Source organism: Pseudomonas sp. GNP014 (assembly GCF_054344005.1).
The window spans coordinates 2,836,725-2,860,430 of record NZ_JBTGUS010000001.1; the positions used below are offsets into that span (position 1 = coordinate 2,836,725).

Here is a 23,706-nt window from a genome sequence, read left to right on the forward strand (position 1 = left end):
CAGCGCCCGTAGTTAGCGGGCTGTGGCGGTTTTCTCTGTCACAGATTTCGCACATCCCCTGTAGGAGTGAGCCTGCAGAGTTTTGTGGTGACGGAAAAAGTCAGTCGATTCCGACAAACCCTCCGGTCTGATGCGCCCACAACCGCGCATACAAGCCACGATGGGCCAACAGTTCGGCATGGGTGCCGCTCTCGGCGATCTTGCCGTTCTCCAGCACCACCAGCCGGTCCATGCGCGCGATGGTCGAGAGGCGGTGGGCGATGGCGATCACGGTCTTGCCCTGCATCAGGGTTTCCAGGCTTTCCTGAATGGCTGCTTCGACCTCCGAGTCCAGCGCCGAGGTCGCTTCGTCCATGATCAGGATCGGCGCGTCCTTGAGCAGCACGCGGGCGATGGCGATGCGCTGACGTTGACCGCCGGATAGTTTCACCCCGCGCTCGCCGACATGCGCGTCAAAACCGGTACGGCCTTCAGCGTCCGACAGCAAGGGAATGAACTCGTCGGCGCGGGCCTTGTGGGCCGCATCCCACAACTCTGCATCGGTGGCGTCGGGTTTGCCATACAACAAGTTGTCGCGGATCGAGCGGTGCAGCAGCGAGGTATCCTGAGTGATCATGCCGATCCGCGCGCGCAGGCTCTCCTGACCGACTTCGGCGATGTTCTGCCCATCGACCAGAATGCGCCCGCCCTCGACGTCATATAGACGCAGCAGCAGGTTGACCAGGGTCGACTTGCCGGCGCCGGACGGGCCGATCAGACCGATCTTTTCCCCGGGTTTGATGGTCAGATTGAGGTCGCCGATGATGCCGCGCTTCTTGCCGTAGTGAAAATCCACATGTTCGAAACGCACTTCGCCACGAGCCACGGCCAAGGGTTTGGCCTGCTCGCGATCGGTGACACTGACCGGTTGCGAGATGGTTTGCAGACCGTCCTGGACCATGCCGATGTTTTCGAAAATGCCGGTGACCACCCACATGATCCAGCCGGACATGTTGACGATGCGAATCACCAGACCGGTGGCGAGTGCGATCGCGCCGACCGTGATCAGCGATTGTGTCCACAACCACAGGGCAAGCGCGGTGGTGCCGACGATCAGCAGGCCGTTCATGGTGGTGATCGCCACGTCCATGCTGGTGACCACACGGCCGGCCATTTGCGCCTTGACCGTCTGTTCCTCGATGGCTTCCCTGGCGTAGTGCTGTTCGAAGTTGGTGTGGGCGAACAGCTTCAGGGTGGCGATGTTGGTGTAGCCGTCGACGATCCGCCCCATCAGTTTCGAGCGTGCGTCGGAAGCTTCCACCGAGCGCTCTTTCACTCGTGGCACGAAGTAGCACAGTGCGCCGATGTAGGCGGCGATCCACGTCAGCAGCGGGATCATCAGGCGCCAGTCGGCTTCGGCGAACAGCACCAGCGAACTGATCGCGTAGATCACCACGTGCCACAGCGCATCCACCGCCTGCACTGCTGAATCACGCAGCGAGTTGCCGGTCTGCATGATGCGCTGGGCGATGCGCCCGGCGAAATCGTTCTGGAAGAAATTCAGGCTCTGCTTGAGCACATAACTGTGGTTTTGCCAGCGGATCATGCTGGTCATCCCCGGGCTCAGGGTCTGGTGCACCAGCAGGTCGTGCAGGCCGAAAAAGATCGGTCGCAGCACCAGGGCGACCACCAGCATCCACGTCAATTCGAGGGCGTGATCGCTGAAGAAATTCGGGTTGGGCGTGCCTTGGGCCAGGTCAATGATGCGGCTCAGGTAACTGAACAGCGCCACTTCGATCAGCGCGGCAAACAGGCCGACCACCAGCAGGGCGGCAAAGCTCGGCCAGACCTGCTTGAGGTAATAGGTATAGAAGGGGAGAACGCGGTCCGGCGGAGACGCCGTCGGGGCGTCACGGAATATGTCGATCAGTTGTTCGAAACGGCGATAGAGCATCAGATAACCGCCCGGAGCCGGGCTCTCCTTTTATCGGTGTGAGCGGCGTGGGGTAGAACTCACGCCGCTCGATACGCCCTGTACAGCTTAGTCGATGACTTTGGCCGACTTGATGATCACAGGGTCGACGGGCACGTTTTGCATGCCTTGTTTGGTGGTGGTTTGCGAGTTGACGATGATGTCGACGACGTCCATGCCCTTGACCACTTTGGCGAACACCGCATAACCGGCGTCGCGGCCCGGATCGAGGAACGCGTTGTCAGCCACGTTGATGAAGAACTGGCTGGTGGCCGAGTCTGGATTGGAGGTGCGCGCCATCGACAAGGTACCGCGAACGTTATGCAGGCCGTTGCTGGCTTCGTTCTTGATCGGCGCTTTGGTGTCTTTCTGTTGCATCTGCTGGGTGAAACCACCGCCTTGCGCCATGAAGCCCGGGATCACCCGATGGAAAATGGTGTTGGTGTAAAAGCCGCTGTTGACGTAGTCGAGAAAATTCTTGGTACTGATCGGCGCCTTGACCGGGTCCAGTTCGATTTCGATCTGACCGTTGGTGGTGTCCAGCAGCACGTGTGGCGCTTTGGCCGGGGTGGCAGCCATCAGGTTGGCAGCAAACAGCACGGTGCCGGCGGCGAGGGCGAGTTTTTTCAGCATGGGTCAGTGATCCTGAGATTGAGTATCGGCTGCGGCAAGAAAATCCAGCAGCGTTTGGTTGAAGCGTTCGGGTTGATCGAGCGGGGTGGCGTGGCGCGAATCGGCGATCACCACCAGCCGCGCATCGGGCAGCAGTTTTACATAGGTTTCTTTCAGCGAGACCGGCGTGTAGTCACGGTCGGCGCTGACGATGAGGGTTGGACAGGTCACCCGGGAAAGTCGTTCCTGAACGCCCCAGCCAACAATTGCATCGAAGCTGGCGAGATAAGCACGTTTGTCGTTTTTTGCCCAGCGTTCGGCCATTTTCTGCCTTAGACCGGCCTGTTCGGGTTTCGGAAAAAGCTTGCCGCCCAGCGCTTTACCGATGGTCGCGAGGCTGAGCAGGCGCATCAGGCTCCAGCGCTTGAACCACTGCCAGTAATCGTCGCGGCTGCGGATTTTGACTTCGGGCGCGCTGTTGACGATGGTCAGGCTTTTCAGCATTTGCGGTTGATCGACGGCGAACTGAAAACCGATCATCCCGCCCATCGACAGCCCGACGTAATGCACCGCGCCGAGGTTGAGGTGTTCGATCAGCGCCAGCAGGTCGGCGCTGAACCCGGCGATGCTGTAGCGCTCGCGGGGTTTGTCCGAGCGACCGTGACCGCGAACGTCCGGGACGATCACCCGGTAGTGCGCGGCCAGGGCCGGGATCTGCATTTCCCAGTCAAGGGTGCTCGAACCGAGCCCGTGAACCAGCAGCAACGGCGTGCCGTGGCCATATTCCTCGTAGTGCAGGTTGCAACCTTCATGTTCGAAATAGGCCATCGGTGAACTCCGTGTCAGGCTTGTTCGGGGGCGGCGTACGACGCATCCAGAGGCAACGTATCGAAGGTGCGCAGCAGTTCGATGAGAATTTGCGTGGCCGGGCCCAAGGGTTTGTCCTTGTTCGAGTACAGGTAAAAACTCGGGTTGCGGCTGCCGCCCTGATCCAACGGTAGCAGCTTGAGCGTGCCTTCCTTCAATTCCCGCTCGATCATGTGCCGGGGCAGCCAGGCAAACCCCAGACCGCTGCTGACGAAGGTGGCGGCGGTGGCGAGGCTGCCGACGGTCCAGCGCTGTTCGGCGCCGAGCCAGCCAACGTCGCGCGGCTGCTGCCGGCCGGAATCGCGGATCACCACCTGCATCTGGGTTTCCAGATCCTGAAAGCTCAGCTCGCGATTGAGTCGATGCAGGGCGTGGTCAGGGTGGGCGACGGCAACGAACTCGACGTCGCTCAACTCGGCGCCGAGGTAGCCGGGAATGCTCAGGCCGGTGATCGCCAGATCGGCGACGCCTTCAAGCAGCACTTCTTCGACCCCCGACAACACTTCTTCGCGCAGACGTACCCGGCAACCACGGCTCTGCGGCATGAACGCGGTCAGCGCGCGGACGATGCGGGCGCTCGGGTAGGCCGCATCGACCACCAGCCGCACCTCGGCTTCCCAGCCTTGCTCCATGTGGTGGGCGAGGTCTTCCAGCTGGCTGGCCTGCTTTACCAGTTGGCGCGAGCGCCGCAGCAATACGCCGCCGGCTTCGGTGAGTACCGCCTTACGCCCGTCGATGCGTAACAGCGGTACGCCGAGCTGGTCCTGCATGCGCGCCACGGTGTAGCTCACCGACGATTGCGAACGGTGCAGGGCCTCGGCAGCCTGGGCGAATCCGCCGTGGTCGACCACAGCCTGCAGTGTTCGCCATTGATCCAGGGTCACGCGGGGCGCTTTCATCAATAGCTCCTCTTGTCCTAAGCTGGCTGTCCCTCATGGAGACTGCCGAATGAAAAAATTCTGTTGTGTGCTGCTGGCGCTGCTTCCGCTGACTGCTTTTGCTTATCCGATTGATGTGCAGAAAGATCTCAACGGCATGAAGATCGACTACGAGACTTTCGATACCGACAACGACATTGGCTCCATTCGGGTAGCCAACTACGGCGATGTCGATGCCGTCTGCAAGGCTGTGTTTACCAATGGCCCGGAAGCACCGCGCACCCGTAACATCGAAGTGGCAGCCGGCAAACATAAAAACGCCACGGCCAAATTCACCCGCGAGATCATCAAGCTGCGTATCAAACTGACCTGCACCCCGAAATAACACCTGTTCCTGTAGGAGTGAGCCTGCTCGCGATAGCGGCGTGTCAGTCAATAATGATTGCTCTGACACACCGCTATCGCGAGCAGGCTCACTCCAGCAGGCTATGGATCAGCATCTAAACTAATTATTCGATGTTTTGCAGCAATTATTTGCGCTTTTTCATCGATTAGACACTGTTTAACCTTCACTCCATCGACCTACAACATTCTCGGATGGAGGCTACACACCATGTCCCGCGTTCTGATCATTGAAAGCAGCGCCCGCCAGCAAGACTCGGTATCCCGTCAGCTGACCCAGACCTTCATCAACCAGTGGAAAGCGGCGCATCCTGCTGATCAGATCACCGTGCGTGATCTTGCCGTGAACCCGGTGCCGCACCTGGACAGCAACCTGCTGGGTGGCTGGATGAAGCCTGCCGAGCAGCGTAACGACAGCGAACAAGCCTCGCTGGATCGCTCCAACCAATTGACCGATGAGCTGCTGGCAGCCGACGTGCTGGTGATGGCCGCGCCAATGTACAACTTCGCCATCCCGAGCACCCTCAAGGCCTGGCTCGACCATGTGCTGCGTGCCGGTGTGACCTTCAAGTACACCGAAACCGGCCCGCAAGGCCTGCTCAGCGGCAAGCGTGCCTACGTGCTGACCGCTCGCGGCGGTATCTACGCCGGCGGCCCGGCCGACCATCAGGAACCGTACCTGCGTCAGGTGATGGGCTTTATCGGCATCCACGACGTGACCTTCATCCACGCCGAAGGCATGAACCTGGGTGGCGACTTCCAGGAGAAGGGCCTGAATCAGGCCAACGCCAAACTGTCCCAGGTCGCTTGATATGTTAATCGCCAGATAATCGCCGATTGTTCTAGTGACCTGGCGCAACCCCTTCAAGGCTCTACGCGCATCGAACCTCCCTTTGCACTTGTTGCTCCTGAGTGCTGTAGCCCGATTGAACGCATTAGCGAGATCGGGCTTTTTTTTGCCCGCGATTCACCAGAGCACCAAAAATCCCCAGTGGGAGCGGGCGTGCCCGCGATTGCGGAGTGTCAGTAGACACACGTTCGCGGTCTGGCCAAAAAACCGCTATCGTCGCCGCCATTCGAAACAGAGGCGACCATGGGCTATCTACTTTTTGTCACGCTGATCCAGGCGTTTTCCTTCAGTCTGATCGGCGAATACCTGGCCGGTCACGTCGACAGTTACTTCGCGGTGTTGGTGCGTGTGGTGCTGGCCGGACTGGTATTTATCCCGCTGACGCGCTGGCGCTCGGTGGAACCGGCGTTCATGCGCGGCATGCTGTTGATCGGCGCGTTGCAGTTCGGCGTGACCTACGTCTGCCTGTACCTGAGCTTCCGCGTGCTGACGGTGCCGGAGGTGTTGCTGTTCACCATTCTCACGCCGCTGCACGTAACCCTGATCGAAGACGCACTGAACCGCCGCTTCAATCCATGGGCGCTGATCGCCGCGCTGGTCGCGGTAGGGGGCGCGGCAGTGATCCGCTTCGACCGGATCAACCCGGACTTCTTCATGGGTTTCCTGCTGTTGCAACTGGCCAACTTCACCTATGCCGCCGGGCAGGTGCTGTACAAGCATCTGGTGGCGAAACACCCCAGCGACCTGCCGCATTACCGGCGTTTCGGCTTCTTCTACCTCGGCGCACTGGCGGTGGTGTTGCCGGCGTTCCTGCTGTTCGGCAAGGCCAACTTCCTGCCCGAAGCACCGCTGCAGTGGGGCGTTTTGCTGTTCCTTGGTCTGGTCTCGACCGCATTGGGCCTGTACTGGTGGAACAAAGGCGCGTGCATGGTCAACGGTGGCACGCTGGCAGTGATGAACAATCTGCACGTGCCGGTGGGGCTGCTGTTGAATTTGCTGATCTGGAACCAGCACGAAGAACTTGAGCGGTTGTTGCTCGGTGGGAGTGTGATCCTCGCCGCTGTATGGATTAGCCGGTTGGGCATACGCAAATCCGAGGCCACCGCGTAACCCCTGTAGGAACCGGCTTGCTGGCGATAGCGGCGTGTCATTCAACACGGACGTGTCTGAACTGACGCTATCGCGGACAACCTCAATAACCCGATTTTTTCATTCGCAATAACTATGTACCGCACCTGATTACCGCTTGATCGACACGCTGTGCCCTACAGACAAGGAGTGACTGTATGGCACAAAACACATTCAACGATGGATCGTCAGGTAGCGTCGTCATCCGGCCCGGGCCATCGGCTTCGGGTGGTGGTTCCGGCGGCGGTATTGGTGGCGGTGGCGGAGTTTCCGGTGGTTTCGGAGGCACCAGCAAGAAAAGACAAAAGGCCCGAAAGCGCGCTTTGGCGGCTCATCGTCAGGCGCAAGCAAACCAGCAAGCCGAGACGCTGGCCAGAGCAGAGGCGGCTGCAGCGCAGGCCCAGGAACAGGCGCGGCAGCAGGCGCTGGTGCAATTTCTGGCAGGGCTGACGCAACGCCATGACGCGATCAGAGCCGAGGCTGACCGCCGTTTCGCGCAAAAGTCCGAACAACTCGGCTCGGCGCTCGAACACGAAATTCGCGCCGCCAGAAGACCGCCTCAAGCCACCCAGACCGAGCGCTGGCAGCTCTACACCATCACCAAGGAAAAAAGCGAAACAGACGGACTGCTCGCCCGCAAATCTGCAGAGCTCGATGCAAAAAATGCACTGGCCCGATCCTTCGACGGCCACGACCCGCTGACCCGTACCTCCAATGATTATCTGACGCGCCTGGGGCAGTTCGGCCAGGCGCTCAATGACGGTCACCAGATCTGGGAGAACGCCTACAACGCGGCCCATGAGGCGCGTTTGTTGGCATCGCAAATCAATGTGCTGCGCGATAGATCAGCGGCGTTGGCCCGTCATCACGCAGAACAAACCATTATCTGGCGCGAGAGGGAGGCCGTTTGGGAGGCGCAGCGCAAGTTCGTCGAGCAGCGTGAGGCCCGAGTCCGTTTCAAACAGCAGGTTGATGAAGACGCTCGCTTAACCCGGCTCAAACAGGCCAATACGCTGACTGTCCCGATGTCGTCGATGGGCTCCGGGGCAATGGTTATGACGCGCGCCGGGGCACTGGTGGCTCAGCAAGCAGCCACGCTCATCGAGACCGCTGTGACGCAGGCCGTCAGCCGGCTTTCCCTGGCTGCGCTGGCTCCTCAGCCGTTCACGGTATTGGTTGCAGGGTTGGTGTACTCGCCAACGCTGGCCAATGGAGAGCTGACCCCGGATCAGCGACGTCGATTGTTTCAGTCTGTCGCCGTCCCGGCCAAGACGCTCGGGCTTACGGATGAGCAGGCGCTGCGATCACTTGCCGACTCTGGCGACTCGGTCGATATGCCTTACCGGCTCAAGCCTCAAACCGTACCGGAAGGCACAGCTGTCATCGCGGTCACTACAGGTAATGAGATCAGCGCCAAGGTGCCGGTCATCAACGCGGTACTTGATCCGCTGACGGGGCACTACATCGCAGAAGTACCGGGATCACCGCCCCGGTATCTGCAGTTCACTTCGGACACGACTGCTGAGCAAACCACTGCAAGTCCCGCTCGTATAGCGGTGCTCCCCCCGCAGACTCAGGCCCTTCCCAAGGGAGTCGACCTGCGGCTGCAGGATTGCGTCGTCTGCCTGCCGGGTTCAGCGCCGATGTACCTGTCCTTCAACCAGCCACCACCGGGCTCGGGCAGTGTCATCGGCACAGGACAGACCGCCACTGCAGATTGGTGGAAAACGTCGACCCGCACGACCGGCGCCGCCATACCGACCCAGATCGGCAATCAACTGCGGGGCCGCGAGATCACATCGTTCGATTCCTTTGACGAATCCTTGTGGCGAACACTGGGCGAGCATCCGGTGCTGACCAGCCAATTTGATGTCGTAAACAAAAAACGCCTCGAGCAAGGTTTTGCGCCCTACGCACCGAAAAGCACCTGGATCGGCGAGCGCCGTGAGTTTGAGTTGCGTTTTCAGGAGAGCCCGGAGTCCGGCGCAAATCCGTTCAACCTCGACAAGATCAGCATCACCGCACCACAAAGTACCAGCGGCCATCGAGGTGTTTTACCGACTGTACAGCCTTGGCCGATCCCCCCTGTCGGCATTGGCACCTGGATACCGCTGGTTCCGCCCGGAGCGGAGCACATTGGACCGAACACGACACCGATTGCACCGTCACCGACTCTGATTTATCCCGGCGATTCTGTCATCCCGATCCTACCGGCAAACGAGACGTTTCCGGCTGTTGATGAAGGGCTGATTGGTGCGAGTATTCCCGGGTTCCCGGCGGATATGGAGTTGCCTTCGCCGGATCTGGTATTCGTCGGGCCACCGGTGAAACCCTTGGAGGTCGGGCCGTATAACGAGCTTAGTGGGCGGAGCAGGGGGGATGGGTTGGATATTGACCATATACCTTCGCGTAGGGCGTTGCAGAAACACCTGATTGATAAGTTTCCTCGCTTTAACAAACTTGAAAGGGCAGACATATTGAGGCGAGCTCCTAGTGTGGCAATACCTACTGAAGTGCACCGGAAATTTAGTGAAACCTATGGTGGCCGAAATAGCAGGGCCAAACAGTTGGAGGATGCACAAGATTTGAGAAGGGCGGTGGATGCTAATTTCGACGCACTTAAGGCAGGGTTGTTAGAGCAAGGGCTTGATGAGGCTGCTATTGATGCTGCTCGGTTGGAACTCCATGACCTCCATATGCGACAAGGATGGTATAAATGAATATCGCGACAATTGACCGACTGATTAGAAGTCTGGGCGAAAAGTTTGACGTTTTGCTTGCAGCTGGAGTCTTGAGTGAAAAGCATGAGCTTAAGTCGGTATTTTCCGAGAGTGCTTTCCTAAATGTAAGTATTCAGGCCGGGGCGAGTTTGACCTTTTGGGCGGAAACCAAAAAACTGGAGTCCATTTTTCTGAGATTGAAAAAGACTACTCCGTCTACGGTCGAATATGAAGGGCCGCTGCCGCCACCTTATAAGCACGACATGAGTCAGCTCGACGTGCATTCGATTTTCGGGAAACCCGTCGAGGTGGGGGGGCCAGTAAGGATGCCCGAGCCACTAGGGCAAACCGGTGGTTGGGAATCTTTTTTACTTGATCAGGACATCTACCCGGGAAAGCAAGTAGTGTTTCAATACACTGCTGAGATGAAAGTCTCCACGTTAGTATTTACGTTGATCGATCTAGCTCGTCCGTTCGAATACACAAAAAAAGCGGATCGTCATTGCCCTGATGTCATGGCGCTACGCGAAGAACCCGGCACAGTCAGAGGCTGGGGGAGCGGAGGCCTTGCAGCTTGGTTCGATGATGCAATGGATGAAGGCGCTCGTATTCCTCAGTTAATTGCCGACCAGTTGCGCTGGAAAGAGTACAGCGTTTTTTCCGAGTTCGAGCAGGCTGTCTGGAAGACAATGGCCTTATATCCTGCGTCGAGCCAAGATTTTTTTAACCATAACTTACGGCGCATACAAGCTGGCCTTGCTCCTGTGGTCCTCAGGGAAGACCAGGTTGGCAAGCGAAAGACCTTAGAGTTTCACCATGATATGAGTTATTCAGGTACTGAGGCGGTTTATCAAGTCGATGGCATTTCTATCATGACACCTCGCAGCCATATAAAAATACACCAAGAGGACAAACATGATGAGGCTTAAGGAGAAACTGGAGGACTACACAGAAGCTGAGTTTCTGTCATTTCTGAAGAATTTTGTTGATTTTCCCGAAGGGCTTGGTGGCCGAGCGTTAGCGATTTATCAAGAGTATCTACTCACTCATTTCGAACAAATTACAGAGCATCCCGATCGCTCAGACGTCATCTTCTATCCCAAAGAAGGACAGGAAGATAGCCCCGAAGGAATTTTGAAAGAAGTCAAGGAATGGCGCGCGCTTAATAACAAGCCCGGTTTTAAATTGGAGTAACGCATTCAAATACAAGCGTAACCCGCTCAAGGCATTCGCCAAAATATCAGGCGAATGCCGTCGTTGAAAGCAATATGGATAAACAAGGAAGTTTTAACGAATGAAACTGAAATCAACCCTCAACGATTACACCGAAGCTGAATTCCAGACATTGGTTGACCGAATCTGGGCCGTCGATTTGCCGAAGGCCGATCACGACCGATTGATCAATCATTTCGACCAGATTGCAGGTCACCCGAAGGGCACCGATCTGTTGTTCTACCACCCGAATGAGAACCCGAATCCGAATTCCCCCGGCTCGGTCGTTTACTACGTCAAGGACTGGCACGCAAAGCAAGGTCGTACTGCGTTCAAGGGCCAAGCCCTGCCAGACGCGAAGCCGATCCCGGCCAAACCAGCAGCTCCGATCAACTGGGCCCAGATTACCCAGCAGCGCGTTGCCCGGAGTCTGGCGGATATACAGAAGACCAGCGCCGAACTGGCGGCCTCACCGAAATAGCAGGGCCAAACAGTTGGAGGATGCACAAGATTTGAGAAGGGCGGTGGATGCTAATTTCGACGCACTTAAGGCAGGGTTGTTAGAGCTAGGGCTTGATGAGGCTGCTATTGATGCTGCTCGGTTGGGACTCCACGATCTCCATATGCGACAAGGGTGGTATAAATGAATATCGCGACAATTGACCGACTGATTAGAAGTCTGGGCGAAAAGTTTGACGTTTTGGTTGCAGCTGGTGTCTTGAGTGAAGAACATGAACTCGAGGCACTATTTCCCGAGAGTGATTTCCTGGATGTGGATATTGAGGCAGGAGCGAGTTTGACCTTTTGGGCGGAAACCAAAAAACTGGAGTCCATTTTTCTGACATTGAAAAAGACTACTCCGTCTACGGTCGAATATGAAGGGCCGCTGTTGCCACCTTATAAGCACGACATGAGTCAGCTCGACGTGCATTCGATTTTCGGGAAACCCGTCGAGGTGGGGGGGCCAGTAAGGATGCCCGAGCCACTAGGGCAAACCGGTGGTTGGGAATCTTTTTTACTTGATCAGGACATCTACCCGGGAAAGCAAGTAGTGTTTCAATACACTGCTGAGATGAAAGTCTCCACGTTAGTATTTACGTTGATCGATCTAGCTCGTCCGTTCGAATACACAAAAAAAGCGGATCGTCATTGCCCTGATGTCATGGCGCTACGCGAAGAACCCGGCACAGTCAGAGGCTGGGGGAGCGGAGGCCTTGCAGCTTGGTTCGATGATGCAATGGATGAAGGCGCTCGTATTCCTCAGTTAATTGCCGACCAGTTGCGCTGGAAAGAGTACAGCGTTTTTTCCGAGTTCGAGCAGGCTGTCTGGAAGACAATGGCCTTATATCCTGCGTCGAGCCAAGATTTTTTTAACCATAACTTACGGCGCATACAAGCTGGCCTTGCTCCTGTGGTCCTCAGGGAAGACCAGGTTGGCAAGCGAAAGACCTTAGAGTTTCACCATGATATGAGTTATTCAGGTACTGAGGCGGTTTATCAAGTCGATGGCATTTCTATCATGACACCTCGCAGCCATATAAAAATACACCAAGAGGACAAACATGATGAGGCTTAAGGAGAAACTGGAGGACTACACAGAAGCTGAGTTTCTGTCATTTCTGAAGAATTTTGTTGATTTTCCCGAAGGGCTTGGTGGCCGAGCGTTAGCGATTTATCAAGAGTATCTACTCACTCATTTCGAACAAATTACAGAGCATCCCGATCGCTCAGACGTCATCTTCTATCCCAAAGAAGGACAGGAAGATAGCCCCGAAGGAATTTTGAAAGAAGTCAAGGAATGGCGCGCGCTTAATAACAAGCCCAGCTTTAAATTGGAGTAACGCATTCAAATACAAGCGTAACCCGCTCAAGGCATTCGCCAAAATATCAGGCGAATGCCGTCGTTGAAAGCAATATGGATAAACAAGGAAGTTTTAACGAATGAAACTGAAATCAACCCTCAACGATTACACCGAAGCTGAATTCCAGACATTGGTTGACCGAATCTGGGCCGTCGATTTGCCGAAGGCCGATCACGACCGATTGATCAATCATTTCGACCAGGTTGCAGGTCACCCGAAGGGCACCGATCTGTTGTTCTACCACCCGAATGAGAACCCGAATCCGAATTCCCCCGGCTCGGTCGTTTACTACGTCAAGGACTGGCACGCAAAGAAAGGTCGTACTGCGTTCAAGGGCCAAGCCCTGCCAGACGCGAAGCCGATCCCGGCCAAACCAGCAGCTCCGATCAACTGGGCCCAGATCACCCAGCAGCGCGTTGCCCGGAGTCTGGCGGATATACAGAAAACCAGCGCCGAACTGGCGGCCTCACAGCTTGCTGCAAATGCAGCGCTTACTGTTTTGGAACTGCGGATTAATCATTTGCGCGGACGATTGAATGCGCACGCAGCTGTTTCTGAACGTGAAACGGACATCCGCACACTGGAAGTCGCCGAGTTCGACGCGACCTCGGCAGTGCGTCGTTACGAGTACTGGAAAATGAGTGTCCAGTTCAAAAGAGACGGGGTGCAGCGCGAGGTGACATACGCACAAGCCGAGGGGGGGCAGTGGCAAAATATTGCTGCACAGTTTGGCGCCATTTACGACGGTTATCTGGCGACGCTGAACACCGTCAATCAGCAACTCAGGCGTTTTCAAGAGCAGGCCGAGGCATTGCTGACGACGGCCCAGACTCAACTCGCACAACAACGTGATCAACTGGGTGTCGGGCCAACCCAAGCGCCGGTGCAGCTGTATGCTCCCTTGGCTTTCGCTAATGCGCGTCCGGCAGTGCTGATCGACGGCGAGCTGTCGCGAACCCTGGACGTCCATCGTGTTGATCTGCAGAAATCCATTCGTTCGGCGGTGGCGGAATTCACCTGGCAAAACACTTCCAACGTCCAGGCGGATCCAACGCAATATGCCGCTGTACTACGGTTCGACTTCCGCAGTCGCGCCGAGGTCGGCTGTTACGGCGTTTGTGTTCCCTTGGCGGAATTCATCCCGATCGACGGGCGGGACTGGCAGCACCAGGCGGCAACAATGGGAACCATTGATGTCCCATTCAGAATGAGCAGCGGCACCTACGCCGTGCCGAGCGGTACCCTGTTTCGGGGCATCAGGGAGATAAAAAACCTGCGCCAGGTGGCACTTGTGCCGGTGGACGCAACGCAGCCGACATCTGGCGTCAGGGTTCGCCCGGCGGTGTGGAGCGAGTCCTCGCAAAGCTACCGTTTCACCGCCGATGGAGCCGCCCCCCTCTCTGTGAACTGGAAACGTCCAGACACGCTGGAAAACTTCCTGCCTCTCGCCTCCATTGCTGATTATCGGATGGGCAGCGTTCAATCGCCGCCAACCCCCTCGCTGGAAGCGTTTCCTGAGCAGTCCGTGGGTGCTTTTGATGACTACGTCGTGGTTTTTCCGGCAGGTTCAGGTCTGGAACCGGTGTATGTGATGCTCGGGAATCAGCGGAGGGCTGAAGTCACTGACGCTATGTCGCTGCCAGTTGGGTCACCAGAAACTCAATGAACGCCCGGGTCTTCTGCGGCACCCGCCGCGCCGAGGAATACACCGCGTTGATGCTGATCGCCGGTGCCTGCCATTCGCACAGCACCGGTACCAGCCGACCCGCCGCCAAGGCTTCTTCGACGATGAAGTCCGGCAGCAGCGCAATTCCCATTCCGGCCTCGGCCGCCTGCGCGAGCAAGTCGCCATTGTTCGCGTGCAACGGCCCGGTGACGTTGACCCGCTGTGTCTCCTTGCCATTGCACAGTTGCAGACTCACACCGCTTTGCAGATAGCCGTAGTTCAGGCATTGGTGTGTGCGCAAATCCTGTGGCGTCTGCGGAATCCCGGCGCGTTCGAGGTAGGCCGGGGAGGCGACCATGATTCGCGGTGCCGGCGCCAGTTGCCGGGCGATCATGGTCGAGTCGGGCATGCTCGCAATGCGGATCGTCACGTCGAACCCGCCCCGTACCGGATCGACCTGTTGATCGCTGAGCACCAGTTGCAGCTCGATGTTCGGGTGTTGCTCATGGAACAGCGGGATCAGTTTGCCCAAGCGCCGCAAGCCGAACGACATCGGCGCATTCACGCGCAACACGCCGCGTAACTCGCCAATCCCGTCACGTGCGCGCTGCTCGGCCTCGTCCAGGGCGGCAATGACCTCGCGCGCCGCTTCAAAATACTCGGCGCCGGCTTCGGTCAGGTGCAGGCTGCGCGTGGTGCGTTGCAGCAGTTGCACGCCGATGGCTTCTTCCAGCGCCTGGATCTGTTTGCTGACTTTCGAGCGCGGCACATCCATGGCGCGTGCCGCGGCGGCGAAGCCGTTTTCGCCGACTGTCACCACGAAGGCGCGCATGCATTCGATGCGATCCATGATTGTCCCTTTTTTAGAATCAATGATTCTCGATTTTAGGGAATTGTCCCTTTATCTGCCAGCCCCTAAAGTGACATCCAAGCCGACAACAACGCCGACCCCGGCAACGTCGACCAACCCTTACTGACCCGACATCATCGACATCAAAAGGAACGCGCCATGTCTATTCGTGAACTGCTCAACCCAACCAACTCCGCTCTGATCCTGATCGACCACCAGCCACAAATGGCCTTCGGCGTGCAGTCGATCGACCGTCAGACCCTGAAGAACAACACCGTGGGCCTGGCCAAGGCGGCGAAGATCTTCAACGTGCCGACGATCTACACCTCGGTGGAAACCGAGAGCTTCAGCGGTTACATCTGGCCTGAGCTGTTGGCGGTTCATCCTGAGCAGAAGCCGATCGAGCGCACCTCGATGAACTCCTGGGAAGACAAGGCGCTGGTCGACGCGGTCAAAGCCACCGGGCGCAAGAAGCTGATCATTGCCGCGCTGTGGACCGAGGTCTGCCTGACTTTCCCGGCCCTCGAAGCCCTGGCGGAAGGTTATGAGGTGTACATCGTGACCGACGCGTCCGGCGGCACCAGCAAAGAAGCCCACGACATGTCGGTGCAACGGATGATTCAGGCGGGCGCAGTGCCGGTCACCTGGCAGCAAGTGCTGCTCGAATTCCAGCGTGACTGGGCGCACAAAGAGACTTATGAAGCGGTGATGGAACTGGTGCTGGAACACAGCGGCGCGTACGGCATGGGCGTCGATTACGCCTACACCATGGTGCACAAGGCGCCGCAACGGCAGGCCAAATAACCCTGGGCAGAAAAAAACGCAACTTAGGTTGCGTTTTTTTTCCTGCGGCAGTTCCTGCACGGATCGTGCGTTACATGAGGTGTTTTTCAGGCACGGGAATGTGCGCGGAACCCAACACCGCCGGCAACAACCCCGAGCGCAAATCCCCGCCACTCGGTTGCTGATACAGGCTCAAGCCAAACTCCGGCAGCACTGCCAGCAGGTAATCGAAAATATCCCCCTGAATCCGCTCGTAATCGGCCCACGCCGTGGTGCGGGTGAAGCAGTAGATTTCCAGCGGAATGCCCTGCGCCGTGGTCTGCATCTGGCGGACCATGCAGGTCATGTTCGGTTGAATCTCCGGATGACTCTTCAGATAAGCCAATGCATACGCGCGAAAGGTGCCGATATTGGTCATCCGCCGACGATTCGCCGACATTGCCGCGACATTACCCTGCGCCTCGTTCCATGCCTTGAGCTCGGCTTTCTTGCGGCTCATGTAGTCGGTCAGCAGGTGCACCTGGGAGAGTTTTTCTTCTTCATCGTCGCGGATGAAGCGCACGCCGCTGGCGTCGATGAACAGGCTGCGCTTGATCCGCCGACCGCCGGACTGCTGCATGCCGCGCCAGTTCTTGAACGACTCGGACATCAGGCGCCAGGTCGGGATTGAAACGATGGTCTTGTCGAAGTTCTGCACCTTGACCGTGTGCAGGGTGATGTCGACCACGTCGCCATCAGCGCCGACCTGGGGCATTTCGATCCAGTCACCGACCCGCAGCATGTCGTTGCTGGTCAGTTGTACGCTGGCGACGAACGACAGCAGGGTGTCCTTGTAGACCAACAGAATCACCGCCGACATCGCACCCAGACCGGAGAGCAGCAACAGTGGCGAACGGTCGATCAATGTGGCGACGATGATGATCGCGCCGAACACGTACAGCACCATTTTCGCCAGTTGCACATAGCCCTTGATCGAGCGGGTACGGGCATGTTCGGTGCGCGCGTAGATGTCCAGCAGCGCATTGAGCAGGGCACTCACCGACAGCAGCAGGAACAGAATGGTGAACGACAACGCCACGTTGCCGAGAAAGGTCATCGCGGTTTTGCTCAGTTCCGGCACCAGATGCAGGCCGAACTGGATCACCAGCGACGGTGTCATCTGCGCCAGGCGCTGAAACACCTTGTTGTGGCGAAAGTCGTTGATCCAGTGCAGGGCCGGTTGGCGTCCGAGCATGCGGCTGGCGTGCAGGATCAGGTAACGCGCCACTCGTCCGAGGACCAGTGCGATCACCAATAGCAGCATCAGCGCCAGGCCGGATTGCAGGAACGGGTGCTGTTCGAGGACACCCCAGAGGTCTTGGGCTTTGAGCCAGAGCTGTTTGAAATCCATGTGAGCAACGATTCTTCTGTAAGACGCGATGGGCGATTAGAGCATTTAAGACGCCGTGTATTACCGTTGGAGACAAATCGAGCAACAAAAAAGCCACTGATTACGCCCGTTTGTATAAAGAAACTCGGCCTGAGCGCTCGAAACCGGTAACCTATGCAGCTGTTTTTTTGCATATCTTCGAGGTAGCACCCGTGTTTTCCCAATTCGCCCTGCACGAACGCCTGCTCAAAGCCGTGGCCGAGCTGAAATTTGTCGAGCCAACGCCTGTGCAAGCTGCGGCCATTCCGCTGGCGCTCCAGGGGCGTGACCTGCGGGTGACGGCGCAAACCGGTAGCGGCAAGACCGCCGCTTTTGTCCTGCCGATCCTCAACCGCCTGATCGGTCCGGCCAAGGTCCGCGTCAGCATCAAGACCCTGATCCTGCTGCCGACCCGCGAACTGGCCCAGCAGACCCTGAAGGAAGTCGAGCGCTTCTCGCAGTTCACCTTCATCAAGTCGGGCCTGATCACCGGCGGTGAAGACTTCAAGGTCCAGGCTGCCATGCTGCGCAAGGTGCCGGACATCCTCATCGGTACCCCGGGGCGGATGATCGAGCAACTCAACGCCGGCAACCTCGACCTCAAAGAAGTCGAAGTGCTGGTGCTCGATGAAGCCGACCGCATGCTCGACATGGGTTTCGCCGAAGACGTACAGCGTCTGGTCGACGAATGCCCGAACCGTCAGCAGACCATGCTGTTCTCCGCCACCACCGGCGGTTCCGGCCTGCGCGAGATGATCGCCAAGGTCTTGAACAACCCTGAGCACCTGCAGCTCAACGCGGTCAGCCAGCTGAACTCGACCACCCGTCAGCAGATCATCACTGCCGACCACAACCAGCACAAAGAACAGATCGTGAACTGGCTGCTGGCCAACGAGACCTATCAGAAGGCCATCGTCTTCACCAACACCCGTGCCATGGCCGACCGCATCTACGGTCGCCTCGTGGCTCAGGAATACAAGGCGTTCGTGCTGCACGGCGAAAAAGACCAGAAGGATCGCAAACTGGCGATCGACCGTCTGAAGCAGGGCGGTGTGAAGATCCTGGTGGCGACCGACGTCGCGGCCCGTGGTCTGGACGTTGATGGTCTGGATCTGGTGATCAACTTCGACATGCCACGCAGCGGCGACGAATACGTACACCGTATCGGTCGTACCGGCCGTGCCGGCAACGATGGTTTGGCGATCTCGCTGATCTGCCACGGCGACTGGAACCTGATGTCGAGCATCGAGCGCTACCTCAAGCAAAGCTTCGAGCGCCGCACGATCAAGGAAGTCAAAGGCACCTACGGTGGACCGAAAAAGGTCAAGGCCTCGGGTAAAGCAGTTGGCGTGAAGAAGAAAAAGACCGACGCCAAGGGCGACAAGAAAAAAACCGCCGCCAAGACGCCGACCAAGCGCAAGAGCGTCAACCGGCCGAAACCGGACTCGCTGGTGAGCAGCGATGGCATGGCCCCGCTCAAGCGCCGCAAGCCGGCCGCGCCTGCCGCTGAGTAAGGCTTTTCAGGCACGCAGAAAAAACCCGGCACGATGTCCGGGTTTTTTTTCGTCCAGCGTTTATCAGTTTCCTAACAGACCGCTGGTGTCGGCGTCGAAGCGGCGTTTTGCCTGATCTGCCGCCGGTTTCAGCGCGGCGAGCAGGGCGGCCTCGCTGTATAACCGGGTGCCGGCCAGGTCCTTGGGTGTCGGCTCGATCGGGATCAGTACGTCTTCGTCATCAGCGTGCAGCCAGATCGCCACAACGTTGAGCGCCGATACAAACAACACCCGCAGCTCAACGGTCTTGCCTTGCAGGTGCGGCGCTTGCTCCGCCAGTTTCAGCGCCCCTACCGTGGCGGCGGCGAGGTTGCCGTGGTTCAACGAAGCGAACTCGACGTGACCCCGTACTTCGGCCAACTGGGCATCGGCGATCGTTACGTCATCGGCGAACACCAGGTAGTGCCAGTCGCCGATCCGCGCGTTGCGCAGACCTTTGCCGGCGCTCAGGTCATCCAGGCTCAGCGAATAGCCGCGGTAGGCCTCGCTGAGGCTGATCTTCGCCGCTGCGGCGTTGGCGAACTGGCGGTTGGCGCCAAAGCCCCGGGTTTGCAGCGCGGCTTGCAGCGCCGGGCGCAAAGTCTGTACGCCGTTGGAAGGCGCCTTTGGATACGTCAGTTGCATGATGTCGCCCTCCTCAGTTTTTCACGGTGAAATAAGTGTTGGTCCAGTTGCCGCCACCGTTGTACGAACGGGGGAAGGCATTCAGTGCACGAGTCGAGTAGCCGTAGATCGAATCCGCCACCAGCACGTAGTCGCCGTTGGTGCCATAGATCGTCAGGAAGTGCGCACCGCCGCCGTACCACGCGCAGCGCAGGCCGACCGGGCGGCCCATGCTGATCTGGTTCCGAATGGCTGACATCTGCAACGAGCCCTGATTCATGCCGTTGTAACTACGGGTGATCCGCAGCGCGGTGTCCAGATAGCCGTAGACGTTGCACGGGCCGGGTTGATTGCAGCAGTTGCGATCCAGCGCCGCGCTGGCCACCCCGCACTGGGTCCAGGACCCCGTGCCGTAATAGTTGCCGACCGAGGCGGAAACGGCGGCCCAGCACCAATTGGTCTGAGTTTGCTGCTGCATGTTGAAGTTGAGACTGGTGGCCAGGGCGCTGACCTGTTCAGCGGCTTCGGCTTCGACCAGTTGCGGGTCGAGCAAAGCGCCGATAAGGCACCTTGGCAGGGTTTCGCCGGTAAATCGGGTTGCTTCAGTGGTTAACATCTTTCAATCCTCCATGAGTGAAAACAAGCGTCCAGCTTGTGTGGTGTCGCGATGTTGCCGAGCGATCGGTGGCTAACGGTTTTCATCTTCGATGAACGGTGCCGATCTCCTTGCTCAATGTAACCTTAGTCTTGATATGCATTAATGCAAGAAAACAAATGCATTTATGCATTTTTAAAGACAAAAAATCGCAGCCTGTGACAACTCCCACGGTGATCGGGGTAGGTGCTGTTGCAGGCTGCGATCCTGGTTTTTCAGCTCTCGGCTTTTTTCTCGGCGGTGCCCAACTCTTTCAACCGCTGATCAATCAACTGGCACTTGTCAGGCAAATCCTTGCTGGCCGTACCCAGGTCCATCTTCTGTAACTCGGCGTTGATCTCCTTGGCCTTGGCCGGATTCTGCTCAGTGAGTTTGGCGACTTCCCTGGCCAGTTGTTCACGCTTGGCAGTGGCTTCTTCCGGCGTGCAGGCCCAGACGGGCAGGGCGCAGGCGAGGGTGGCGGCGAGGGTGAGCTTGATCAGGTTTTTCATGGGGGCGGGCCTCCGGTCCGGGTAAGGCGGGTTAACCGGTGGAGGCCTCGCTGCGATGAAAAGTTCAGTCTGCGCAGGCTTTCAGCTCGTATGGCAGCAACTTGAAGGGGGTTGTCCCTCATACCGATCATGATGCCGCACCCATTCCATGATCTCGTCTTCGTTCCTGCCCTTGGGCGTGAGGTCGAGGTAGTGATAGGCGCCGACCAACATGTCCAGCCCACGGGCATAGGTTGAATAGGTGTGGAAAATCTCTCCTGCCTGATCGCGATAGAACACACTCAGCCCGGGCATTTCTTCTTCGCAGCTGTCAGTTTTTTCGTAGTTGTACGTAGCTTTTCCGGCCTCGGCGTCTTCGGCCCGAGCGCAGACAGCAAAGTCGTAGTTGAAATCGGAGCCGTCTGACGACACCCAGGCGAATTTCCAGCCCATCCGCCGTTTAAAGTCTTGAAACTCGCTGAACGGTGCGTGTGAAACGGCGACCACGGCAATGTCGTGATGAGCCAGGTGCTGGTTGGCGCCGTCGATATGGTCGCTGAGGAACGAGCAGCCCTGGCAACCTTCTTCCCAGCCCTTGGCGAACATGAAGTGGTAAACCACCAGTTGACTGTGTTGGCCGAACAGGTCGGCCAGTTTCAGCTCGCCGTCCGGGCCCTGGAAACGGTAGTCCTTGTCGATTTTCACCCACGGCAATGCGCGGCGCTTGGCGCTGAGGCGATCGCGCTCCCGGGTGAAGGCCTTTTCGTCCGCCAGGTGCTGCTTGCGGGCGGCGAGCCATTCTTCGCGCGACACCACCGGATGATTCTCAACGTTCATGATGATTTCTCCTGCGGGGTTGAAACCGTGTGTTTCAGACTAGTCGTTTAACCCTGGGAGCAATCGACAGACCGCCGGTCGGTCGGCGCAGAAAATGCGGCTGAACGGCTGCGGACGGCCTCGGTCACAACCTATGAACGCGCCAATAATCACGCGCACCGGAGGTTGAATCAGGATGACGACTTATAACTGGGATTTGATTGAGCGCTTGCTGCATGAAGTGCAGAACAGCGCTGGCCACAGTTTTGCCCCGCGGGCCTATGCCGAAGACTATGCGGCGGAGAAAGCCGGCGCCGGCGAACCGATCGAGAATCTGGATCATCTGAAAACGCTGGCCTGCGAGTATGAAAGGTTGCTGCTGTTGCGTGGCTACATCGCACCGCGTCCGGATGAGGAGGGCAGCACGGGGAACAATTTTGTGCTGACGCCGCGCGGATCGAGCCTGTTGAGTCTGATCGACAGCAGCATTCCCGGTAATGACCATCCGCGCCAGGTGCTGGATGAGCAGGAAGATGCGCTGGCTGAGGCGACGTTCGATGTCGTCGCGTCCAAGGCGCAGATCGCCTGAAGGTCTTGTGTGGGAGCGAGCGAGCCCGCTCCCACATTGGGTCTCTGTTTTTTCAGTTTCTCTGTGCGGCCTTGAGACACTTGAGGTCGTTGAAATCCTTGCGCACTCCCTCGATCTTCTTCAGCAACCGCTGGCGCTGTTGCGGCGTACTGTCGGCCATCAGATCCACAAACAACGCACGCGCCTGGGCTTCGGTATTGGCGTAAGCCTTCTGGTACTCCGGTGTCCATAAACGTTCGCGATTGACCAGAAGCGTTTCGATGCGCTGTGGGAATTCGGCACTGTTGCGCTGGGCCACGGCGGCGCTGAATTGCTGCTGCCAGTGCGCGCGGTTGGCGATCCACTGGGCGTTTTGATCGCCAAGTGCGGTCGACCAGGCCATCACCCGTTGTTCCTGGGTAACGCTCAGCGGGCCCAGCCAATCGGTCAAGCGCTTGTCCATGCGTGCGCCGCGTTCGGCAATCTGCTGGGCCAGCGGGGGTTTGACGTATTCCCGTTCCCGTTTGCGCAGATCCTTGGCAAAGGCGTCGTTCATTTCCGCGACCTGTTTATCGTCCAGCCCTTGCAGCAGTTCAATGGCCGACGGCGTGATCTGGCGCGCGGTATCGGCGATGGCCTGTCTGGCTTCTGCGGTTCGCGCTTGCAGTGCCGCGTCGCTTACCTGATTGGTTTCAACCATGGTCTGCAAACGATCCAGCCAGTCGAGATAGCCGGGCAATTGCGTGGTGCAGTGCCAGCTCAGGTGTGTCTTGAGGCGTTCGTTGAACCAGTCTTTCTGCTCGCCATTCATGTCCACGTAGTCGCTGAGCGACCATGGAATGATCACGTCGAGGTTGCGGTACGCGAGGCCGACGCGGCTGCAGGCGCCAAGGGCGAGGGTGAAGATCAACAGTGCGGTAATGTGCTTGAACCAGCGAGACATGGGCGAATCCTTGCGATGGCCAGCCTGGGGAATCTGATTCTTATGTGAACGCAGAATGAACCCGGCAGTTCAGCCGATCAATAGAACGCGCGCGCAGCCTTGAGGGTGACGAGGCCGTCGCACTGGCTGTTGTGCCCGGAATAAGCCGAGCAATCGCTGCCGCTGAGACTGGAGTTGCTGTAGATCAGGTCGAGATCGACGCCCATGAACGGCCGGGACAGCTTCACTGACCAGTCGGTAAAACTGCTGACATACCCACCGTCGACGGCGACCGGCGTGTTCAGTTGGTGGGTGGTGTATTTCATGCTGACACCAATGCCGAACGGTTGATTGCCGCCAAGATCGGCAAACAACGTGTTGTTCTGTTTATCCGGATCGTTGCTCAGGGCCACGCCGAAACGACTGCCGAGCAGCGTCAGGCCACCGAACAGCTCCTGGCTGTCGAGGGTGTCCACTTCGGGATAGCTGTAGTGAATCATCCCGACTTCGTAGCCGAGCGTCTGGTCGAAGGGTTGTTTAAAGCCGATGTAGGAATCGACTTCGAGGTCTTTGCCCGGGGTGATACCCATGCTGGGTGCATATTGGCCGAAATAGAGACCGCTGCTGTGGCTCAGGTCGAGGCCGCCGTGGAACGAGCCGACCGCCGCCGGTTTGACCAGGCCTTGCGCCATGCTGCGGGCGGGTGTGGTGCCCAGTTTAAGGTCGAAATCGCCGAGTTCCCGCTGGAAGATCTGCGCGTGCACGGTCGAGCAGACCAGCAGGCCTGCAAGCAATAAACGGGAAGATGTGCGCATGCGTCACTCCATGAACAGCGAGCGCAGGCGGCGGGCCTGCTGAAACGCTTGATCTAGACGCGTGCAAGGATACCGGCGAATGATCGGCATTGATGGCCGTTCGTCGATTACTGAA

25 protein-coding genes are annotated in these 23,706 nt (G+C 58.0%); 13 read left to right on the top strand and 12 right to left on the bottom strand.

Going from position 1 to position 23,706, the window contains the following annotated elements; genetic code table 11:
- Window positions 1-100: 100 nt before the first annotated feature.
- From ACXX9E_RS12760 to ACXX9E_RS12775, 4 genes are all read right to left on the bottom strand, one after another.
- Window positions 101-1,933, bottom strand: a complete 1,833-nt coding sequence (locus tag ACXX9E_RS12760) for an ABC transporter ATP-binding protein (RefSeq protein ID WP_123465557.1) — start codon at window positions 1,931-1,933, stop codon at window positions 101-103.
- A gap of 87 nt (window positions 1,934-2,020) precedes the next feature.
- Window positions 2,021-2,584: a peptidylprolyl isomerase gene (locus ACXX9E_RS12765; RefSeq protein WP_128616361.1), complete on the bottom strand. Its 564-nt coding sequence runs from the start codon at window positions 2,582-2,584 to the stop codon at window positions 2,021-2,023.
- 3 nt (window positions 2,585-2,587) lie between these two features.
- A complete protein-coding gene (locus tag ACXX9E_RS12770; RefSeq protein WP_123465561.1) occupies window positions 2,588-3,391 on the bottom strand; it encodes an alpha/beta fold hydrolase in 804 nt (267 codons plus the stop codon).
- Window positions 3,392-3,405: 14 nt separating this feature from the next.
- The gene (locus ACXX9E_RS12775; protein WP_123465563.1) at window positions 3,406-4,329 is read right to left on the bottom strand and encodes a PA3225 family LysR-type transcriptional regulator; all 924 of its coding nucleotides are present in this window, start codon (window positions 4,327-4,329) and stop codon (window positions 3,406-3,408) included.
- A 49-nt stretch (window positions 4,330-4,378) separates the two neighbouring features.
- Here ACXX9E_RS12775 and ACXX9E_RS12780 point away from each other — a divergent pair, with 49 nt between their 5' ends.
- The 10 genes from ACXX9E_RS12780 to ACXX9E_RS12825 all read left to right on the top strand — a co-directional run bounded on the left by ACXX9E_RS12780 (window position 4,379) and on the right by ACXX9E_RS12825 (window position 14,148).
- Window positions 4,379-4,693 (top strand): hypothetical protein, encoded by a 315-nt coding sequence (locus tag ACXX9E_RS12780; protein WP_016985956.1) that lies wholly within the window; start codon window positions 4,379-4,381, stop codon window positions 4,691-4,693.
- A gap of 228 nt (window positions 4,694-4,921) precedes the next feature.
- Window positions 4,922-5,521: an FMN-dependent NADH-azoreductase gene (locus ACXX9E_RS12785; protein WP_123465565.1), complete on the top strand. Its 600-nt coding sequence runs from the start codon at window positions 4,922-4,924 to the stop codon at window positions 5,519-5,521.
- Window positions 5,522-5,803: 282 nt separating this feature from the next.
- On the top strand, window positions 5,804-6,670 hold the full coding sequence (locus ACXX9E_RS12790) for a carboxylate/amino acid/amine transporter (RefSeq protein ID WP_458555504.1): 867 nt from the start codon (window positions 5,804-5,806) through the stop codon (window positions 6,668-6,670).
- Between the two features lie 176 nt (window positions 6,671-6,846).
- A complete protein-coding gene (locus ACXX9E_RS12795) occupies window positions 6,847-9,408 on the top strand; it encodes a pyocin-S2/colicin E7-DNase domain-containing protein (protein WP_458555505.1) in 2,562 nt (853 codons plus the stop codon).
- Window positions 9,405-10,337, top strand: coding sequence for a DUF6392 family protein (locus ACXX9E_RS12800; RefSeq protein WP_458555506.1), 933 nt, complete (start codon window positions 9,405-9,407; stop codon window positions 10,335-10,337). The genes ACXX9E_RS12795 and ACXX9E_RS12800 overlap by 4 nt, the downstream gene beginning before the upstream one ends.
- A complete protein-coding gene (locus tag ACXX9E_RS12805; protein WP_458556579.1) occupies window positions 10,327-10,602 on the top strand; it encodes a bacteriocin immunity protein in 276 nt (91 codons plus the stop codon). Before ACXX9E_RS12800 ends, ACXX9E_RS12805 begins: the two co-directional genes overlap by 11 nt.
- Before the next feature lie 100 nt (window positions 10,603-10,702).
- Complete coding sequence (locus ACXX9E_RS12810) at window positions 10,703-11,101, top strand: bacteriocin immunity protein (RefSeq protein WP_458555507.1); 399 nt, start codon at window positions 10,703-10,705, stop codon at window positions 11,099-11,101.
- A gap of 162 nt (window positions 11,102-11,263) precedes the next feature.
- Window positions 11,264-12,196: a DUF6392 family protein gene (locus tag ACXX9E_RS12815; RefSeq protein WP_458555508.1), complete on the top strand. Its 933-nt coding sequence runs from the start codon at window positions 11,264-11,266 to the stop codon at window positions 12,194-12,196.
- Window positions 12,186-12,461 carry a bacteriocin immunity protein gene (locus tag ACXX9E_RS12820; protein WP_458556580.1) on the top strand — a complete coding sequence of 92 codons (276 nt, stop codon included), beginning with the start codon at window positions 12,186-12,188 and terminating at the stop codon, window positions 12,459-12,461. Before ACXX9E_RS12815 ends, ACXX9E_RS12820 begins: the two co-directional genes overlap by 11 nt.
- A gap of 100 nt (window positions 12,462-12,561) precedes the next feature.
- On the top strand, window positions 12,562-14,148 hold the full coding sequence (locus ACXX9E_RS12825; protein ID WP_458555509.1) for an S-type pyocin domain-containing protein: 1,587 nt from the start codon (window positions 12,562-12,564) through the stop codon (window positions 14,146-14,148).
- On the opposite strand, the gene ACXX9E_RS12830 is transcribed toward ACXX9E_RS12825, so the two are convergent.
- Window positions 14,111-14,998, bottom strand: a complete 888-nt coding sequence (locus ACXX9E_RS12830) for a LysR family transcriptional regulator (RefSeq protein WP_458555510.1) — start codon at window positions 14,996-14,998, stop codon at window positions 14,111-14,113. The two genes, ACXX9E_RS12825 and ACXX9E_RS12830, sit on opposite strands and share 38 nt — an antisense overlap.
- Window positions 14,999-15,157: 159 nt before the next feature.
- Here ACXX9E_RS12830 and ACXX9E_RS12835 point away from each other — a divergent pair, with 159 nt between their 5' ends.
- Entirely contained in the window at window positions 15,158-15,802 is a 645-nt protein-coding gene (locus ACXX9E_RS12835; RefSeq protein ID WP_123465571.1) for a hydrolase, read from the top strand.
- 70 nt (window positions 15,803-15,872) lie between these two features.
- On the opposite strand, the gene ACXX9E_RS12840 is transcribed toward ACXX9E_RS12835, so the two are convergent.
- Window positions 15,873-17,171, bottom strand: coding sequence for a mechanosensitive ion channel family protein (locus tag ACXX9E_RS12840; protein ID WP_123465573.1), 1,299 nt, complete (start codon window positions 17,169-17,171; stop codon window positions 15,873-15,875).
- Between the two features lie 191 nt (window positions 17,172-17,362).
- Between ACXX9E_RS12840 and ACXX9E_RS12845 the strand changes: the two genes are divergently transcribed.
- Complete coding sequence (locus ACXX9E_RS12845) at window positions 17,363-18,703, top strand: DEAD/DEAH box helicase (protein ID WP_123465575.1); 1,341 nt, start codon at window positions 17,363-17,365, stop codon at window positions 18,701-18,703.
- Window positions 18,704-18,766: 63 nt separating this feature from the next.
- Here the strand turns inward: ACXX9E_RS12845 and ACXX9E_RS12850 are convergent, their stop codons facing one another.
- The 4 genes from ACXX9E_RS12850 to ACXX9E_RS12865 form a co-directional block, all read right to left on the bottom strand.
- Window positions 18,767-19,366 (bottom strand): hypothetical protein, encoded by a 600-nt coding sequence (locus ACXX9E_RS12850; RefSeq protein WP_186744640.1) that lies wholly within the window; start codon window positions 19,364-19,366, stop codon window positions 18,767-18,769.
- 13 nt (window positions 19,367-19,379) lie between these two features.
- Window positions 19,380-19,961, bottom strand: a complete 582-nt coding sequence (locus tag ACXX9E_RS12855; RefSeq protein WP_458555511.1) for a C39 family peptidase — start codon at window positions 19,959-19,961, stop codon at window positions 19,380-19,382.
- Window positions 19,962-20,215: 254 nt separating this feature from the next.
- The gene (locus ACXX9E_RS12860; RefSeq protein ID WP_123465581.1) at window positions 20,216-20,491 is read right to left on the bottom strand and encodes a hypothetical protein; all 276 of its coding nucleotides are present in this window, start codon (window positions 20,489-20,491) and stop codon (window positions 20,216-20,218) included.
- An 81-nt stretch (window positions 20,492-20,572) separates the two neighbouring features.
- Window positions 20,573-21,307, bottom strand: a complete 735-nt coding sequence (locus ACXX9E_RS12865; protein WP_458555512.1) for a DUF899 domain-containing protein — start codon at window positions 21,305-21,307, stop codon at window positions 20,573-20,575.
- Between the two features lie 175 nt (window positions 21,308-21,482).
- Here ACXX9E_RS12865 and ACXX9E_RS12870 point away from each other — a divergent pair, with 175 nt between their 5' ends.
- Window positions 21,483-21,875: a transcriptional regulator gene (locus ACXX9E_RS12870; RefSeq protein WP_128615120.1), complete on the top strand. Its 393-nt coding sequence runs from the start codon at window positions 21,483-21,485 to the stop codon at window positions 21,873-21,875.
- A gap of 52 nt (window positions 21,876-21,927) precedes the next feature.
- Here ACXX9E_RS12870 and ACXX9E_RS12875 read toward each other — a convergent pair whose 3' ends face one another.
- Window positions 21,928-22,797 carry a DUF6279 family lipoprotein gene (locus ACXX9E_RS12875; protein WP_123465587.1) on the bottom strand — a complete coding sequence of 290 codons (870 nt, stop codon included), beginning with the start codon at window positions 22,795-22,797 and terminating at the stop codon, window positions 21,928-21,930.
- Between the two features lie 77 nt (window positions 22,798-22,874).
- Entirely contained in the window at window positions 22,875-23,591 is a 717-nt protein-coding gene (locus tag ACXX9E_RS12880; protein WP_458555513.1) for a TorF family putative porin, read from the bottom strand.
- Between the last annotated feature and the right edge of the window lie 115 nt (window positions 23,592-23,706).